The following is a 13,744-nucleotide window of genomic DNA, read 5'->3' as shown; positions in this document are numbered from 1 at the left end:
CCTCAGTCTGCCGCCAGCCGTGCCTCGAACAGCCCACGCACCCCCGGCTCACCCCGCAACAGACCCAACGCCAACTCCGCGTGCCCCGGCACGTACCCGTTGCCGACAAGCATCGTCACGTCCGCCGCCAGACCCTCCGCACCCAACGCCGCCGCCGCGAAGCTCGTCGCCATCGAGAAAAAGATCACCGTGCCGCCGTCCGCGGTCGCCAGCACCGCACCGTGCTCACAACCCGGCACATCCACGCACACCACCGTCACGTCCGCCGGAACCCCGAGCGCCGAGGTCACCGCCGTCGACAACGCCACCGGATCACGGGCGTCGGCCAACGCCACCGCGTCGGCCAGCCGCGCCGCCGCCAGCGCGTCGCGCTCCGCGACCACCGGCACCACGCCGACCGTACGATTCGCGCCCGCCCGCCGCGCCGCCGCAAGCGACAACGAACCACTCTTGCCCGCGCCGCCGACCACCGCCACCGTCACCGGCCGGGCATCCCCCTCGGCCGCCCGCTCCGCCACGTACCGGGACACCACCCGCGACGTCAACGCCGGCGCACCGCACACGTCCAACACCGCCAGGGACAACTGCGGATCCAGATCCGCCGGCAGCACCGCCGCGACCGACCGGGCGAACAGAATCGCCCACCCCGCACACGGCACCTGCTCGCTACGGCCGTCCCAGCCGGCCAACCCGTCGGTCACCACCAGCGGAGTCAACGTCAACGACACCAGCGTGGCCACCCGCTCGCCCGCCTTCAGCCCCAACGGCGAACGTCGACCCGCCTCCTCGACCGTGCCGATCAGCATGCCACCCGACCCCGTCACCGGGTTCTGCATCTTGCCCCGGGTCGCGATGATGTCGAGCACCTCGGCCCGGATCGCGTCGCCGTCCCCACCGTGCTTGACGGACAACTGCCGGAAACTCGCCGCGTCCAGGTTCAGCCGCTCCACCCGGATCCGCACCTCGTTCGGCGCGATCTCCGGGCGCGTGTCGAGCCGCCAGGCGGCCTGTGGCAGCACGCCCCCGGGTTCCACGACGCGGTGCAGACCCACCGGTGACGTCACACCGACCTCCCCTGTCCGGCCGCCTGAAGCCTCGCCTTGGACTCGCATGGCGGGAAAACTTACGGCAGAATAATTTCTCAACCGAAATTTTTCCAGTAGCCTTCGGTTCGTTGATCACCCAGGCAGACCAGAGGAGGGGCCGTGACCCAGACCCGACCGCCGGTGCAGACCATCCCGGCAACCCCGCCGGCCCCCACCACCGCCCGCACCGGCCAGCCCTACGAATACCGCCGCAGCCCACTCGTCGAACCCGACTGGACCCGCTTCCCCGGCTGGCGCCACGTCACCCGCGACCAGTGGGAGAGCGCCCAGTGGCAACGCGTCAACTGCGTCAAGAACATCAAGCAACTGCGGACCGTGCTCGGTGACACCGTCGACGACACCTTCTACGCCGACCTCGAAGCCGACCAGCGCGCCCTGGCCACCATGTCCATGCTGGTGACCCCACAGATGATCAACACTATGGCGCCGTACGCCGCACCGACCACCGAGGCGCTGCTCGCCGACCCGATCCGGCGCTACATGATCCCGGTCGCCTCCGACCGGCGCACCGACTGGCCGTCACACCCCTACGCCACCCGCGATTCCCTGCACGAACACGACATGTGGGTCGCCGAGGGCCTCACCCACCGCTACCCCACCAAGGTCCTCGCCGAACTGCTCTCCACCTGCCCGCAGTACTGCGGGCACTGCACCCGCATGGACCTGGTCGGCAACTCCACCCCCACGGTGGACAAGCTCAAGCTCACCCTGAAGCCCGTCGACCGCTACGACGCCCACATCAGCTACCTCAAGGCCCACCCGGGTGTTCGCGACGTCGTGGTCTCCGGCGGCGACGTGGCCAACGTGCCCTGGCGCAACCTTGAGTCGTACCTGATGCGCCTGCTGGAGATCGAAACCATCCGGGACATCCGGCTCGCCACCAAGGCCCTCATGGGCCTACCCCAGCACTGGCTGCAACCCGACGTCGTCGAGGGTCTGGAACGGGTCGCCCGCACCGCCGCCCGCCGCGGCGTCAACCTCGCCATCCACACGCACGTCAACCACGCCCAGTCGCTCACCCCACTGGTCGCCCGGGCCGCCCAGACCGCCCTCGACATCGGCGTCCGCGACGTACGCAACCAGGGCGTGCTGATGCGCGGAGTCAACGCAACAAGCACCGACCTGCTCGACCTCTGCTTCGCGCTACAGGGCGAGGCGGGCATCCTGCCCTACTACTTCTACATGTGCGACATGATCCCCAACGCGGAGCACTGGCGCGTCCCGGTCTGGCACGCCCAGCAACTCCAGCACGACATCATGGGCTACCTGCCCGGATACGCCACCCCGCGGATCGTCTGCGACGTGCCCTTCGTCGGAAAGCGCTGGGTGCACATGGTCACCGAGTACGACCGGGAACGCGGAATCTCCTACTGGACGAAGAACTACCGCACCTCCATCGAATCAGCCGACCTGGAGGCACTCAGCAAGCGCTACGCCTACTACGACCCGATCGACACCCTCCCGGAGGCCGGTCAGCAGTGGTGGCGCGTACACCGCGACGACTGAACCAGATCAGCTCCCGGCCGGGCGGCACCTCCTCCGCCGACCCGCGCCACACCGCGAAGCGGGCCGCCGGATCATTCCGGCGGCCCGCTTCAGTGCAGAGCGATCACTTGGTGAAGGCGTCCTTCGCCTTGCGCCCGGCTTCCTTCACGTTCTCGCCGACCTGACGGGCGCGGGCATCGCCCTGCTGGTTGGCGCCCTCAGCCCGCATGCGCTCGTTGTCGGTCATGTCGCCGATCCGCTCTCTGGCGGCACCGCTCAGTTCCTCGACCTTGTTCTTCGCCTTGTCGGTGAAGCTCATGTCGCCTCCCTGCCTGTTCGGCGGTAGAGCGGAGCAGACCGCTCCGCTCTACGTGGTGTCCCCTCGTCCTGTGGTCTGAAACGGCCTGGTCAGCCGGTGGTGATCAGCACATCCGCTATAGCATCCTAGGACACTAGGGATATGGTTGGCGCAAGGTCGGCCAGCCGGGGCGATCCCGTCGCCGCCCGGCATCCGGCACGGTGTCCTGGTTGACTGAGGACATGGGCCAACGAATCCACCCAATCGGCACGGCGGCGACGTACCGTGCCAGGAAGCGACACGCGACGGCATGAACGAGATCCTGCTCGTCCGGCACGGCGAGACCACGTGGAGCGCGAGCCGCCGCCACACCTCGTACACCGACCTGGCGCTCACCCCCGATGGCGAGCGGCAGGCCCGCGCGCTCGGACCGGCCCTCGCCGGTCGCCGGTTCGTCGCGGTGCTGACCAGCCCACGGATCCGGGCGCTGCGCACCGCGCAGCTGGCCGGACTGGCCGTCACCGGCTCCGACGACGACCTCGCCGAATGGAACTACGGCGCCTACGAGGGCCGCACCACCGCGGAAATCCAGGACGAACGTCCGGGGTGGAGCGTCTGGACCGACGGATGCCCGGGCGGCGAGTCGCCCAGCGAGATCGGCGAACGCCTGGACCGACTACTCGCCAGGCTGCATCCCCTGCTCGACCGCGGTCCCGTCGCGTTGGTCGGACACGCGCACGCGCTACGCGTGCTGGGCGCCCGGTGGGTCGGCCTGCCACCGTCCGCCGGCGGGCTGCTCCGCCTGGACACCGCCACCCTCAGCCTGCTCGGCCACGAACACGGCCGACGGGTGATCCTCAGGTGGAACCAAGCCGTCGCCCAGCCCACCGGGCCGGCGACCGGGTCGACCGGTCGGCACTGACCCGTCCGAAGACCGGTTCCGGCAAGCACCCCAATTCGGTGCCCGAACGGTACCGGCTCCGGCCGGGCACGAAGCCGGGCCGGAGCCGGTACGAGAACCGCTGTCGAACTCAGAGGTAGCGCGACGCCTCGTCCAGGAAATGCTGGGCGTAGCGCTCCGGCGGGATGTCGCCGAGGTAGTACTTCTTGATGTCCTGTCGGGTGGAGGCCAGCGGGTCGGCACCGAGGAAGTCGTCGAGGATCGCGTCGAGCCCCTTCACCCGGCCGCCGTGGGCGTCGATGACGTAGCTGGCCCGCCCCAACGGGAACTCGTCGGTGAAGGTGACCGCCGGCGTCGAGACCGCCACCATCGCGAAGGGCTTCTCCGAGTACAGGTAGTCGGCCACCACGCTCGACACGTCCGACACCATCGCGTCCGACGCGTTGAAGCAGTCCATCACCGACATCTTCACCTCGGCCTGCTTGCCGAACACGTGCGGCCGCCCGTTGACCTTGCGGTCCTCGGCCAGCAGCGCCCGGATCCGCTCACCCTCACGACCCAGCGCCGGATTCCGGTTACTGTACGGGTGCGGCCGGAAGACGATGCTGCAACCCCGCTCGACCAGCGCCTTGACGATGTCGTAGCCGACGTGCAGTGACGAGTAGTTGGAGTCGGCGTAGAAACCCGCCCAGGTCGGCGCGTAGAGCACCCGGGGGTTGGCGATCGAGGCGATCGGCTGGGCCGCCACCGCCACGTTCTCCACCTGGGGTCGCCCGACGACGGTGAACATCTCGATCGGCATCTTCACGCCGTTGGCCGCGAAGCGGTCGATCGCGGCCTGGCCGGCGACGAAGTTCTTGTCGTACATCCGGAAGACCGGGTTGTGGCTCGGCACCTTGTCGCTGTCGCCGTGGTTGAGCTGGATGTGCGTCAGGTTCGTGTACCGGAGGAGGTGATTGTTCTTCGTCGCGGTGTTCACGTAGAAGGCGGCCCGCATCGACGGGGTCACCACGTCGTCCATGTCCTCCAGCGCGGTGCGCAGCACCACCGGGGCCTTGGTCAGCGCCGCCACCTCGCTGAAGTTGGCCTCGCCGCGCACCAGCACGAAGAACTTCCGACCGAGCCGCTCCAGGTAGGGCAGCCACATCGCGATCTGGTACGCGGTGCCGGCAGGTGCGGTCCAGTGCACCACGAACGCCGGCTCGTAGGCGGTCAGCGCCTTGGAGAGGTTCTGCTCACTGGTCTGCCTCGCCCGGACCCGGCCCAGCCCCTGCCACAAGGTGAACAACGACAGGCCGAGCGCGGCCGCCGACACCGCTGCGGCGATCACCCCGAGGCTGCCGATGAAGGCGCAGACGAGGGCCACCAGCACCGCGGCACCGTTGACCAGTACGGCGCGGCTCGTGTTCGGGCGCCGATAGGGCGACGCGCCCGTCCCCGGCAGATTGGCCGTCACCGGGTAGGCGGCACGGGAGATGAACCCCATCGGTGTCTCGCTGAGCACCGCCAAGCCGGCCAGGGCCACGCCGACGGCGAGCGCGGGATCGACGCCGCTGTGCACCGCGCCGAGCAGGTACGCACTGGCGAGCAGAAGGACGCGCGGCACGGCGGCCTTCGAGGTGGTCACCGCTCCCCCACGCCACGCATCACGCCACGTCCAGGCCAGCAGGCCGACCGCCAGCAGGGCCGGCGGCAACGCCCAGAGCCGGGAACTGCCCACCGCCGCCAGCAGCAGCGCGGCGAGGGCCGCCACGTCGATCGCGGTGGCGGTGATGCGCCCGCCGGTCTTCGACGCCACCCATGCCCCTAGTCGGGACGTGTTCGGAGCCGCAGTCGTCACCGCCGGCCCCCCGTGGACAACGGGTTGATCCGCAGCACCCGGCCCATCCGACCCCGCCAGCTCGCCAGCGACTCCTGCTGCACCTTGAGTTCCTTCTCCAACTCGGTTACCCGCTCCTCAAGCGTCCTCGTTCCGCGCGGCTCGCGGAACGGTGGTTCGAATTCGTAGGCGCGGCGCTCCAGATCGCCGTCGTGCCCCTGCCGCAGCCAGCGCAGCCGGGACATCACCTGGCGCCGCCCGACCACGTCCGAGGCCATCAGCGTGTGCACCGGGCCGGGGAACGGGGCGGCGGCGAGCGCCTCGTCGTAGGCCGGGTTTTCCTTGCCCGGCTGGAACACGTGCTCAAGGTCGTTGTGCTCGAGGAACCGCACGTAGGTCTCGAAGGTCTCGGCCTGACGCGGACCGAAGGCGTCGAAATCGGCCTCCTCGTAGAGCCGCTGCGCGTCGACATCCGGCGGCAGCTCCGAGTAGAGGCGGTACGGGATGCCGTGGTACTCGGAGAGTTCGACGGTGCGGGAGTCGTGCGCCAGCACCACCGACGGCGTGCCGGCCAGCACGCCCGCGACGTTGCCGTGGATGCGCGTGCCGAAGGCAAAGTGCTGCTCGGCCATGAACTCGGTCCAGGTCGAGGCATCCACGAAGAACCGCATCCGGTCGTTCTCGTACAGCGGATGGTCGGTGTGGATGGGCATCCGCTTGTTGGGGACCTTGGCCGGATTCTCGCCCCACAACATGAGCGCCAGCCGGTGATGCTGCTGCGGCACGATGACGCTGTTGGGGTACCGGTCGGTGTTCGCCTCGACCAGTCGGTCGACGCCCTTCACCTTCGGCGTGTACGAGATGGCGATCGGGCTGTCGTAGGTCAGCCGGTCCACCTTGCGTACCAACGGACCCAGCGGCCCGTTGCCGAACATCGACGGGCAGCCGATCACCCGTACGTGCTCGTCGCCGAAGCCGAGATACTTCAGCATGCGTGCCGTGTACTCACCGCGCACACCGATGGAGGCCGACCGGTTGAGAACGGCCCGGGTGAACCGCGTGACAATCTTCTTGTAGTTGTCGGGGAGCGAGTCGAACTCGGTGCCGTACGGCAGCTGCGCGCCGATGCCGACCACCGTGACCGGGATCTTCAGCCGCTCGATGACCTTGGCCAGACGCTCCAGGTGCGGCAGGAAGGTGTCCCGGTACGAGTTCGCCATCGGCAGGACGAACCGGTCGAACTCTTCGTTGGTCCGGTTGATGTAGGTGCCCAGGTGCACCGGACGCTCATGCACGTAGGAGTTGGCGACCACCTCGGCGCCGGGCACGCTCAGGACCCGGAACACCGCGCTGTAAAACAGCATGTTCCCAGAGTTCGACCCGAAGACACCCAACCGAGAGGTGGACAGGCTTTGCTCATGGGACAGCACGGTCAACGGGCTCTTGCCGGCGCGGATGAGAATGCGTGTCATGAGCGGACTCCGGCCGCCGCCTGGCTGGAACGCGATCGCATCGATCGGTACATCTCATCCTCCCCTTCGAGACACGCGAGGCGACCCGGACACGGACGGCACGAACCGCCCCCCGGCGTCCCGGTCATGATTCGGGTCTCACCTTCCGCCGAATCAGGGATGGATCCTAGCCCCGTCTCCTGGGTCGCAGCGGCACCGGGTGTTCCGGGTCAGTCCGCCTGTGCGCCCGCTGCGGCGGGCGGTACGCCCCGGGTGCGAGGTAGCGCCGCCGGGTCGAGGGCGATCTTGGGCGGTCGGTGCTCGTACGGGGTGGACAGCACCACCGTCGTCCGGGTGGTGACGTTGGCCGCCGTCCTGATCTCCTGGAGCACCCGCTCCAGGTCGACCGGACCGGCCACCCGGACCAGCAGCAGGTAGAAGTCCTCCCCCGCCACCGAGTAGCACGAGTCGATCTCCGGCAGGTGAGCCAGCCGTTCCGGCGCGTCGTCCGGCTGTGACGGATCGAACGGCCGGATCGCCACGAACGCCGTCAAGGGCAGGTCCAGCGCCTCGAAGGAGACCCGCGCGGCGTAGCCCTTGATCACCCCACGCTGCTCCAGCCGACGCACCCGCTGATGCACCGCCGAGACCGACAGGCCGACCTTCTCCGCCAGGTCCGTGTACGACAGTCGGCCGTCCGCGGTCAGCGCCACCACGATGGCGCGGTCGATCTCCTCCACGGCGTGCAACCTACCGGGTACGACCGGTCGACGCGACTGACAAACCCGCCCGCCGTCGCGTTCGGCGGGCGGATGGTCGCGTTCGCCTCAGCCCTTCGCCAGCGCCCGGGAGATCACCAACCGCTGGATCTGGTTGGTCCCCTCCACGATCTGCAGCACCTTTGCCTCCCGCAGGTACCGCTCGAGCGGATGGTCGGCGACGTATCCCGCGCCGCCGAGAACCTGCACCGCGTCGATGGTCACCCGCATCGCCACATCCGTGGCGAACAGCTTCGCCTTGGCCGCCTCGATCGAGTACGGCCGGCCCGCGTCGCGCAGCCGGGCCGCGGCCAGGGTCAGCGCCCGCGCGGCGGAGATCTGGGTGGCGAGGTCGGCCAGGGTGAACCCGAGCCCCTGGAAGTCGATGATCGACCGGCCGAACTGCTCGCGTTGCCGGGCGTAGTCCACCGCGTAGTCCAGCGCCGCCTGGGCCAGCCCGACCGCGCAGGCCGCAATGCCCAACCGCCCGGAGTCCAGGGCCGACATGGCGATTGTGAACCCCGCCCCCTCGCCGCCGATCAGCCGGTCGGCCGACACCCGGGCCTCGTCGAAGACGAGCTGCGCCACCGGGGAGGAGCGCAGCCCCATGGTGCGCTCGGCGGCCTGCGGGTGGATACCCGGCGTGGCTCGGTCGGCGAGCAGGCAGGAGATGCCCTTCGGGCCGGGACCGCCGGTACGGCAGAAGATGTTGTAGAAGTCGGCCACCTGCGCGTGGGTGATCCACGCCTTGGTGCCGGTGACGACATAGCCGTCGCCGTCGCGCACCGCCCTGGTGGTCAGCGCCGCGGCGTCCGAACCGCCCTGCGGCTCCGACAGGCAGTACGCCCCGAGCAACTCGCCGCCGATCATGTCGGGCAGCAGCTTGCGCTGTTCCTCGCTGCCGAAGGCGGCGACCGGGTAGCAGGACAGAGTGTGCACGCTTACCGCCTCGGCGACGGCCAGCCAGCGGCCGGCCAGAATCTCCAGCACCTGCAGGTAGACCTCGTACGGTTGGGCGGCGCCGCCGTACTCCTCCGGGTACGGCAGGCCGAGCAGGCCCGCCCGGCCCAGCGTGCGCAGCACCTCCCGGGGAAACTCGGCCCGCTGCTCGTACTCGTCCACCTTCGGCGCGAGTTCCCGGTCGGCCAGCTCGGTGGTCAACTCCAACAGGTCGCGAGCCTCGTCGGTGGGCAGGATCCGGTCGACAGTCATAGCGCGATGAGCTCCGTGGGGGTGGTGTTGAGCCGTCGTACGCCGTCCGTCGTGCAGACGACGATGTCCTCGATCCGGGCGCCATGCCGCCCGGCCAGGTAGATGCCCGGTTCGACGGAGAAGGTCATCCCCGCCGCCAGCGGGCGGTCGTTGCCGGCCACCACGTACGGCTCCTCGTGGCCGTCCAGGCCGATGCCGTGACCGGTGCGGTGCAGGAAGGCGTCGCCGTAGCCGGCCGCGGTGATCGGCTCGCGGGCGGCGGCGTCGACCGCGGCGGCGCTCACCCCGGGACGGACCGCCGCGACGGCGGCGCGCTGCGCCTCGTGCAGCACCGCGTAGTAGTCGACGAACTCGGCCGGCGCCGGCCCTCCGGTGGAGTAGGTGCGGGTGCAGTCGGAGCGGTAGCCCGAGGGCATGGTGCCGCCGATGTCCACCACGACCGGCTCACCGGCACCGATCGGCCGGTCGGAGGTGCCGTGGTGCGGGCTGGCGGCGTTCGGGCCGGCGGCCACGATGACGAAGTCGACCGTGACATGGCCGGCCGCCCTGATCGCGGCGGCGATGTCGGTGGCCACCGCCGCCTCGGTCCGCCCCGGTCGCAGCCACTCCCCCATCCGGGCGTGTACCGCGTCGATCGCCGCGCCGGCCTCGGCCAGCGCCTCGACCTCCGTGGCGGACTTGTGAATGCGCAACTCCCGCAGGACCGCCGAGGCGAGCCGCTGCCGGGCATCGGGGAGCACCGCGCGCAGCGCCAGCACCTGCTCGGCCCACATCCGGTCGGCCAGCCCGACCGCGCCGACCGGCCCGCCCAGGGCGGCGGTCACCAGTGGGTACGGGTCGGTGCCGTCGGGATGGTCGACGATGCGTACCCCGGTGGCCGGCGCCGGAGACGCCTCGGCCGCCGGCCGTTCCAGGGTCGGCACGATAAGCGTCGGCTCGCCCTCGACGGGCAGCACCAGCAGGGTCAGCCGCTCACCGGCGTGCGCGTCGTAGCCGGTCAGGTAGCGCAGGTCGGAGCCGGGACTGAGCAGCAGCGCGTCCAGCCCGGCGGCGGCGACGGCACGCTGCGCGGCGGCCAGTCGCTCCGGCGGATACAGCTCATCGAACCCCACCCCGCAAGCTTAACGGTCGTTTGGGCCACCCGGGGCGACCGGTGCCCGGGCCCGACCTTCCGTTATCGTTATCGATAGTGATAACGTGCGCGGGTGACAGAGTCGAGGGAGCGCTGGGCCGAGCTGGCGCTGCATCCGGTCCGGATCCGGATCCTGCGGGCCGTGGCGGGAGCCGAGCTGACCACCCGTGACCTGGTCGACCTGCTGCCGGACATTCCGCAGGCCACGCTGTACCGACATCTCGCGGCACTGGTCAAGGCCGGGCTGCTGGAGGTGGTGACGGAACGCAAGGTCCGCGGCGCGACCGAGCGGGTGTACGCGCTACCCAGGCACGGCGCGACGCTGGACCCTTCGGCCCTGGCCAGAGCGACCGCCGACGAGCACGCGCGTTACTTCACCGCGTTCATGTCCAGCCTGCTGTCGGAGTTCTCCAGGTACCTGGCGCGGGAGCGGATCGACTTCGTCGCCGACGGCGTGGGATACCACCAGCTCGTCCTGCACCTCACCGACGCCGAGCTGAGCGAGTTCGCCGCTGGGTTCAACGCGCTCGTCGGCCCGCTGCTCGCCCACCAGCCGGGCCACGGGCGAACCCCACGGCTGCTGGCCACCGTCCTGATGCCGGCCGACCAGCCGACACCCACCGACAGCACGCCGGAGTCCACCGAGGACACCGGACCGACGAAAGGACACGACTGATGGCATCCGTCATGCTTTCCGGCGACGTGATCGACATCCGGTTCACCGGATGGGAGCGGCTCTGGACCGGACGGGACCGGCTGGCGGTGGCCGTCGGCGCGGTGCGGCAGGTCGCCCGGGTGGACAACCCGCTGCGCCTGGCCCGTGGTGCCCGGAGCGGGTACGTGGTGTCCGGTTTCGTCAAGATCGGCGTGTGGGGTCTGTTCGGCGGCCCCCGACAACTCGTGGCCGCCCGCCGCGGTGAGCCCGGGCTGCACCTGGTGTTGGACCGGGCCGGCACCGGCGGCCAGTTCGACGAGGTCGTGCTCTCCGGCCCGGACGCCCCCGGCCTCGCCGAAGCGATCAGCCGGGCGATGGCGGCCCGCGCATGAGCATCGACGGGCTGACAATCGAGGTCTCGCAGCTGACCAAGCGGTACGGCGAGATCACCGCCGTCCGCGATCTCAGTTTCACTGTGGAACCGGGTGTGATCACCGGATTCCTCGGCCCGAACGGCGCCGGCAAGACCACCACGATGCGGATCCTCGCCGGTCTGGTGTCACCCACCCGCGGCACCGCCACGATCGGCGGGAAGCCGTACCGGCGACTGGCCCGGCCGTCGGCCACCGTCGGGGCGATGTTCGACGCCAACGCGTTCCACCCCGGTCACACCGCGCGCGACCACCTGCGGGTCTACGCCGCGATGGGTGGCCATCCCGACAGCCGGGTCACCGAGCTGCTGCACCAGCTCGGCCTCGCCGCGGCCGCCGACCGCCGTACCCGCGGGTTCTCCACCGGCATGCGGCAACGACTCAACCTCGCCACCGCGCTGCTCGGCGACCCGGGCGTCGTGCTGCTGGACGAACCCGGCAACGGCCTGGACCCTGAGGGCGTGTCCTGGCTGCGTGGCCTGCTGCGCGGTCTCGCCGACAAGGGTCGCACCGTCCTGATCTCCAGTCACGTGCTCAGTGAGGTTCAACAACTCGTTGACGACGTGGTGGTGATCCGGCGCGGCGAACTCGTCGCCGCCGGACCGTGGTCCCGGCTCGCCGGCCCGCCGACCGTGCTTGTCACCTCACCCGACGCCGACACCCTCGCCGTGACCCTGGCGACCAGTCCCGTCCACGCGGGCGCCCCACCCCGCGTCGACATCGTCCGGCGCGGCCAGCTGCGGGTGCACGGTCTGAACGCGGCGGGCGTCGCCGACCTCGCGGCCGCGCACCGCCTACGCGTACACGAACTGGTCACCGAAAACGCGAGTCTCGAACAGCTCTTCCTCGACCTGACCACCGAACCGCTCACCACCCCCAGGGCAGGCACACCATGACCAACCTGATCCGAGCGGAGTTCCGCCGCCTGCTGGCCACCCGGATGTGGGGCGGTCTCCTGGTCGCCGCAGCCGTGATCGGTGGCGGAATGATCGGCGTCATGGCACTTGTCGGCCCGGAGAACTTCGAGCCACCGCTGCCCGGTCTGGACACCGACACCGGCGTCCGCTCGCTCCTCGGCATTCTCGGCTACACGGCGCTCGTCCCGGCCGTCGCCGGCACCGTCGCGGTCACCGCCGAGTACCGACACCGCACCGTCGCCGTCACGTTCCTGTTCGCACCGCGCCGATGGCAGGTACTGGCGGCCAAACTCGCCGCCTACGCGGTCGTCGGCCTCGCCTACGGTCTCGTCCTCGCCGGCACCGCCGCCGTGGCCCTGTTCGCCGTCGCCGCCGCCCGCGGCGTCAACCTCGGTATACCCGCCCCCACCGTGCTGGCGCTGCTCGGCCGCATCGGTGTGGCGATGATGGTGTATCTGCTCATCGGGGTGGGCATGGGCGCCCTCATCCGCAACCAGGTCGCCGCCCTCTGCGTCGTGATCGGCTACCTGTACCTGGGCGAAACGCTGCTCATGATGATTCCTGGCGTCAACCTGCTCTACCCGATCCTGCCGGGCGGCGCGACCGCCGCCCTGACCGACTTCACCTACGTCGCCGACGCCATGTCCGAACAACTCGGCAGCACGACCATCCACCTCCTGCCCCCTGCTGTCGGCGCCCTCGTGCTCACCATGTACGCGGTGACCGCCGCCGCCATCGGCGTCATCGTCCCGATGCGCCGCGACATCACCTGACAGCGACCCGACTGCCGTTCGCACGGCGGGCGGACCGTGCCGAGCTGCCGCGCCAGACCGGTCAGGAATCGAGAAGCAGCCGGCACCTCACCTCACTAGCTTGACCAGCGAGGTCATATCCGGCCGGGCGACCGCCCGACCGGTGCCGCTACTCGGCTGGGAGGTTCCGATGAGGTGGAACAACTGGATCCGGCAGATCCATCGGTGGCTGGCGATCGCGTTCACGGTGACCGTCCTCGTCACCTTCGTCGCGCTCGCACAGGAAGATCCGGTTGAGTGGATCGCCTACCTGCCGCTGCTGCCGCTGGCCCTGCTGATGATCACCGGCCTGTACCTGTTCGTGCTGCCGTACGTCGCCAAACGGCGCCGCGGGCGGGCCACGGCCGGTGCGAGCTGACGGCGCGTCCGGATCAATCCATCAGCCAGAGACAGAACGGGTGGCCGTCCGGGTCCAGGCAGACCCGGACGTCCTCCTGCGGCTGAAAATCGGCGAGGCTCGCACCGCAGGCCAACGCGTGCTCCAACGCGGCCGGCAGGTCCTGCACCCCGATCTCCAGATGCATCATCATCTGCTGCCGGCCGACCTGCGCCGGCCAGCTCGGCCGCACGTACGCGCGTTCCCGCTGGAAGGACAGCCCGACCCCGCCGTCGGCGGCACGCAGGATCACGTCGTCGGCCTCCTCGACCGCGATGTCCCAGCCGAGCAGGCGCGCGTAGAAGCGGGCCAGGGCCGCCGGGTCGGGGGTGTCGAGGTTCACCGTGGTCAGCGTCAGCCGGGTCGGTACGGTCATCGCTCCTCCTTCGTC

General features: G+C 70.2%; 15 protein-coding genes. 7 read left to right on the top strand and 8 right to left on the bottom strand.

What is annotated here, in order from left to right:
* Positions 1-2: 2 nt before the first annotated feature.
* A complete protein-coding gene (locus tag AB0J93_RS11510; protein ID WP_363920710.1) occupies positions 3-1,112 on the bottom strand; it encodes a zinc-binding alcohol dehydrogenase in 1,110 nt (369 codons plus the stop codon).
* A 93-nt stretch (positions 1,113-1,205) separates the two neighbouring features.
* Here AB0J93_RS11510 and AB0J93_RS11505 point away from each other — a divergent pair, with 93 nt between their 5' ends.
* The gene (locus AB0J93_RS11505) at positions 1,206-2,612 is read left to right on the top strand and encodes a lysine 2,3-aminomutase (RefSeq protein ID WP_363920708.1); all 1,407 of its coding nucleotides are present in this window, start codon (positions 1,206-1,208) and stop codon (positions 2,610-2,612) included.
* A 103-nt stretch (positions 2,613-2,715) separates the two neighbouring features.
* Here AB0J93_RS11505 and AB0J93_RS11500 read toward each other — a convergent pair whose 3' ends face one another.
* Positions 2,716-2,910 carry a CsbD family protein gene (locus AB0J93_RS11500; protein ID WP_363920706.1) on the bottom strand — a complete coding sequence of 65 codons (195 nt, stop codon included), beginning with the start codon at positions 2,908-2,910 and terminating at the stop codon, positions 2,716-2,718.
* A gap of 289 nt (positions 2,911-3,199) precedes the next feature.
* On the opposite strand from AB0J93_RS11500, the gene AB0J93_RS11495 reads away from it, so the two are divergent.
* Complete coding sequence (locus AB0J93_RS11495; protein WP_363920704.1) at positions 3,200-3,811, top strand: histidine phosphatase family protein; 612 nt, start codon at positions 3,200-3,202, stop codon at positions 3,809-3,811.
* Between the two features lie 109 nt (positions 3,812-3,920).
* On the opposite strand, the gene AB0J93_RS11490 is transcribed toward AB0J93_RS11495, so the two are convergent.
* The 5 genes from AB0J93_RS11490 to AB0J93_RS11470 form a co-directional block, all read right to left on the bottom strand.
* Positions 3,921-5,588: a CDP-glycerol glycerophosphotransferase family protein gene (locus AB0J93_RS11490; protein WP_363920702.1), complete on the bottom strand. Its 1,668-nt coding sequence runs from the start codon at positions 5,586-5,588 to the stop codon at positions 3,921-3,923.
* A gap of 38 nt (positions 5,589-5,626) precedes the next feature.
* Entirely contained in the window at positions 5,627-7,081 is a 1,455-nt protein-coding gene (locus AB0J93_RS11485; protein WP_363920700.1) for a polysaccharide pyruvyl transferase family protein, read from the bottom strand.
* Between the two features lie 209 nt (positions 7,082-7,290).
* Positions 7,291-7,800 carry an Lrp/AsnC family transcriptional regulator gene (locus AB0J93_RS11480; protein WP_363920698.1) on the bottom strand — a complete coding sequence of 170 codons (510 nt, stop codon included), beginning with the start codon at positions 7,798-7,800 and terminating at the stop codon, positions 7,291-7,293.
* Positions 7,801-7,887: 87 nt separating this feature from the next.
* A complete protein-coding gene (locus AB0J93_RS11475; protein ID WP_363920696.1) occupies positions 7,888-9,030 on the bottom strand; it encodes an acyl-CoA dehydrogenase family protein in 1,143 nt (380 codons plus the stop codon).
* On the bottom strand, positions 9,027-10,142 hold the full coding sequence (locus AB0J93_RS11470; RefSeq protein ID WP_363920694.1) for a Xaa-Pro peptidase family protein: 1,116 nt from the start codon (positions 10,140-10,142) through the stop codon (positions 9,027-9,029). The genes AB0J93_RS11475 and AB0J93_RS11470 overlap by 4 nt, the downstream gene beginning before the upstream one ends.
* 93 nt (positions 10,143-10,235) lie before the next feature.
* Here AB0J93_RS11470 and AB0J93_RS11465 point away from each other — a divergent pair, with 93 nt between their 5' ends.
* The 5 genes from AB0J93_RS11465 to AB0J93_RS11445 all read left to right on the top strand — a co-directional run bounded on the left by AB0J93_RS11465 (position 10,236) and on the right by AB0J93_RS11445 (position 13,335).
* On the top strand, positions 10,236-10,838 hold the full coding sequence (locus AB0J93_RS11465) for a helix-turn-helix domain-containing protein (protein ID WP_363920692.1): 603 nt from the start codon (positions 10,236-10,238) through the stop codon (positions 10,836-10,838).
* Complete coding sequence (locus AB0J93_RS11460) at positions 10,838-11,209, top strand: hypothetical protein (protein ID WP_363920690.1); 372 nt, start codon at positions 10,838-10,840, stop codon at positions 11,207-11,209. The genes AB0J93_RS11465 and AB0J93_RS11460 overlap by 1 nt, the downstream gene beginning before the upstream one ends.
* Complete coding sequence (locus AB0J93_RS11455; protein ID WP_363920688.1) at positions 11,206-12,144, top strand: ATP-binding cassette domain-containing protein; 939 nt, start codon at positions 11,206-11,208, stop codon at positions 12,142-12,144. The genes AB0J93_RS11460 and AB0J93_RS11455 overlap by 4 nt, the downstream gene beginning before the upstream one ends.
* Positions 12,141-12,938, top strand: a complete 798-nt coding sequence (locus AB0J93_RS11450) for an ABC transporter permease (RefSeq protein WP_363920686.1) — start codon at positions 12,141-12,143, stop codon at positions 12,936-12,938. Before AB0J93_RS11455 ends, AB0J93_RS11450 begins: the two co-directional genes overlap by 4 nt.
* A gap of 100 nt (positions 12,939-13,038) precedes the next feature.
* Entirely contained in the window at positions 13,039-13,335 is a 297-nt protein-coding gene (locus AB0J93_RS11445) for a hypothetical protein (protein ID WP_363920684.1), read from the top strand.
* 13 nt (positions 13,336-13,348) lie between these two features.
* On the opposite strand, the gene AB0J93_RS11440 is transcribed toward AB0J93_RS11445, so the two are convergent.
* A complete protein-coding gene (locus AB0J93_RS11440; protein ID WP_363920682.1) occupies positions 13,349-13,729 on the bottom strand; it encodes a VOC family protein in 381 nt (126 codons plus the stop codon).
* Between the last annotated feature and the right edge of the window lie 15 nt (positions 13,730-13,744).

This window comes from Micromonospora sp. NPDC049374 (assembly GCF_040677165.1).
In the GTDB taxonomy this organism is placed as follows: domain Bacteria; phylum Actinomycetota; class Actinomycetes; order Mycobacteriales; family Micromonosporaceae; genus Micromonospora.
Note: the sequence above shows the minus strand (reverse complement) of the source record. Positions and strands in the feature narration are given on the sequence as shown.

Excerpts from the sequence above, each read along its gene's own strand:
- AB0J93_RS11510 (WP_363920710.1), bottom strand. The coding sequence starts at position 1,112 with ATGCGAGTCCAAGGCGAGGCTTCAGGCGGCCGGACAGGGGAGGTCGGT.
- AB0J93_RS11500 (WP_363920706.1), bottom strand. The coding sequence starts at position 2,910 with ATGAGCTTCACCGACAAGGCGAAGAACAAGGTCGAGGAACTGAGCGGT.
- AB0J93_RS11495 (WP_363920704.1), top strand. The coding sequence starts at position 3,200 with ATGAACGAGATCCTGCTCGTCCGGCACGGCGAGACCACGTGGAGCGCG.
- AB0J93_RS11485 (WP_363920700.1), bottom strand. The coding sequence starts at position 7,081 with ATGACACGCATTCTCATCCGCGCCGGCAAGAGCCCGTTGACCGTGCTG.
- AB0J93_RS11475 (WP_363920696.1), bottom strand. The coding sequence starts at position 9,030 with ATGACTGTCGACCGGATCCTGCCCACCGACGAGGCTCGCGACCTGTTG.
- AB0J93_RS11460 (WP_363920690.1), top strand. The coding sequence starts at position 10,838 with ATGGCATCCGTCATGCTTTCCGGCGACGTGATCGACATCCGGTTCACC.
- AB0J93_RS11455 (WP_363920688.1), top strand. The coding sequence starts at position 11,206 with ATGAGCATCGACGGGCTGACAATCGAGGTCTCGCAGCTGACCAAGCGG.
- AB0J93_RS11450 (WP_363920686.1), top strand. The coding sequence starts at position 12,141 with ATGACCAACCTGATCCGAGCGGAGTTCCGCCGCCTGCTGGCCACCCGG.
- AB0J93_RS11440 (WP_363920682.1), bottom strand. The coding sequence starts at position 13,729 with ATGACCGTACCGACCCGGCTGACGCTGACCACGGTGAACCTCGACACC.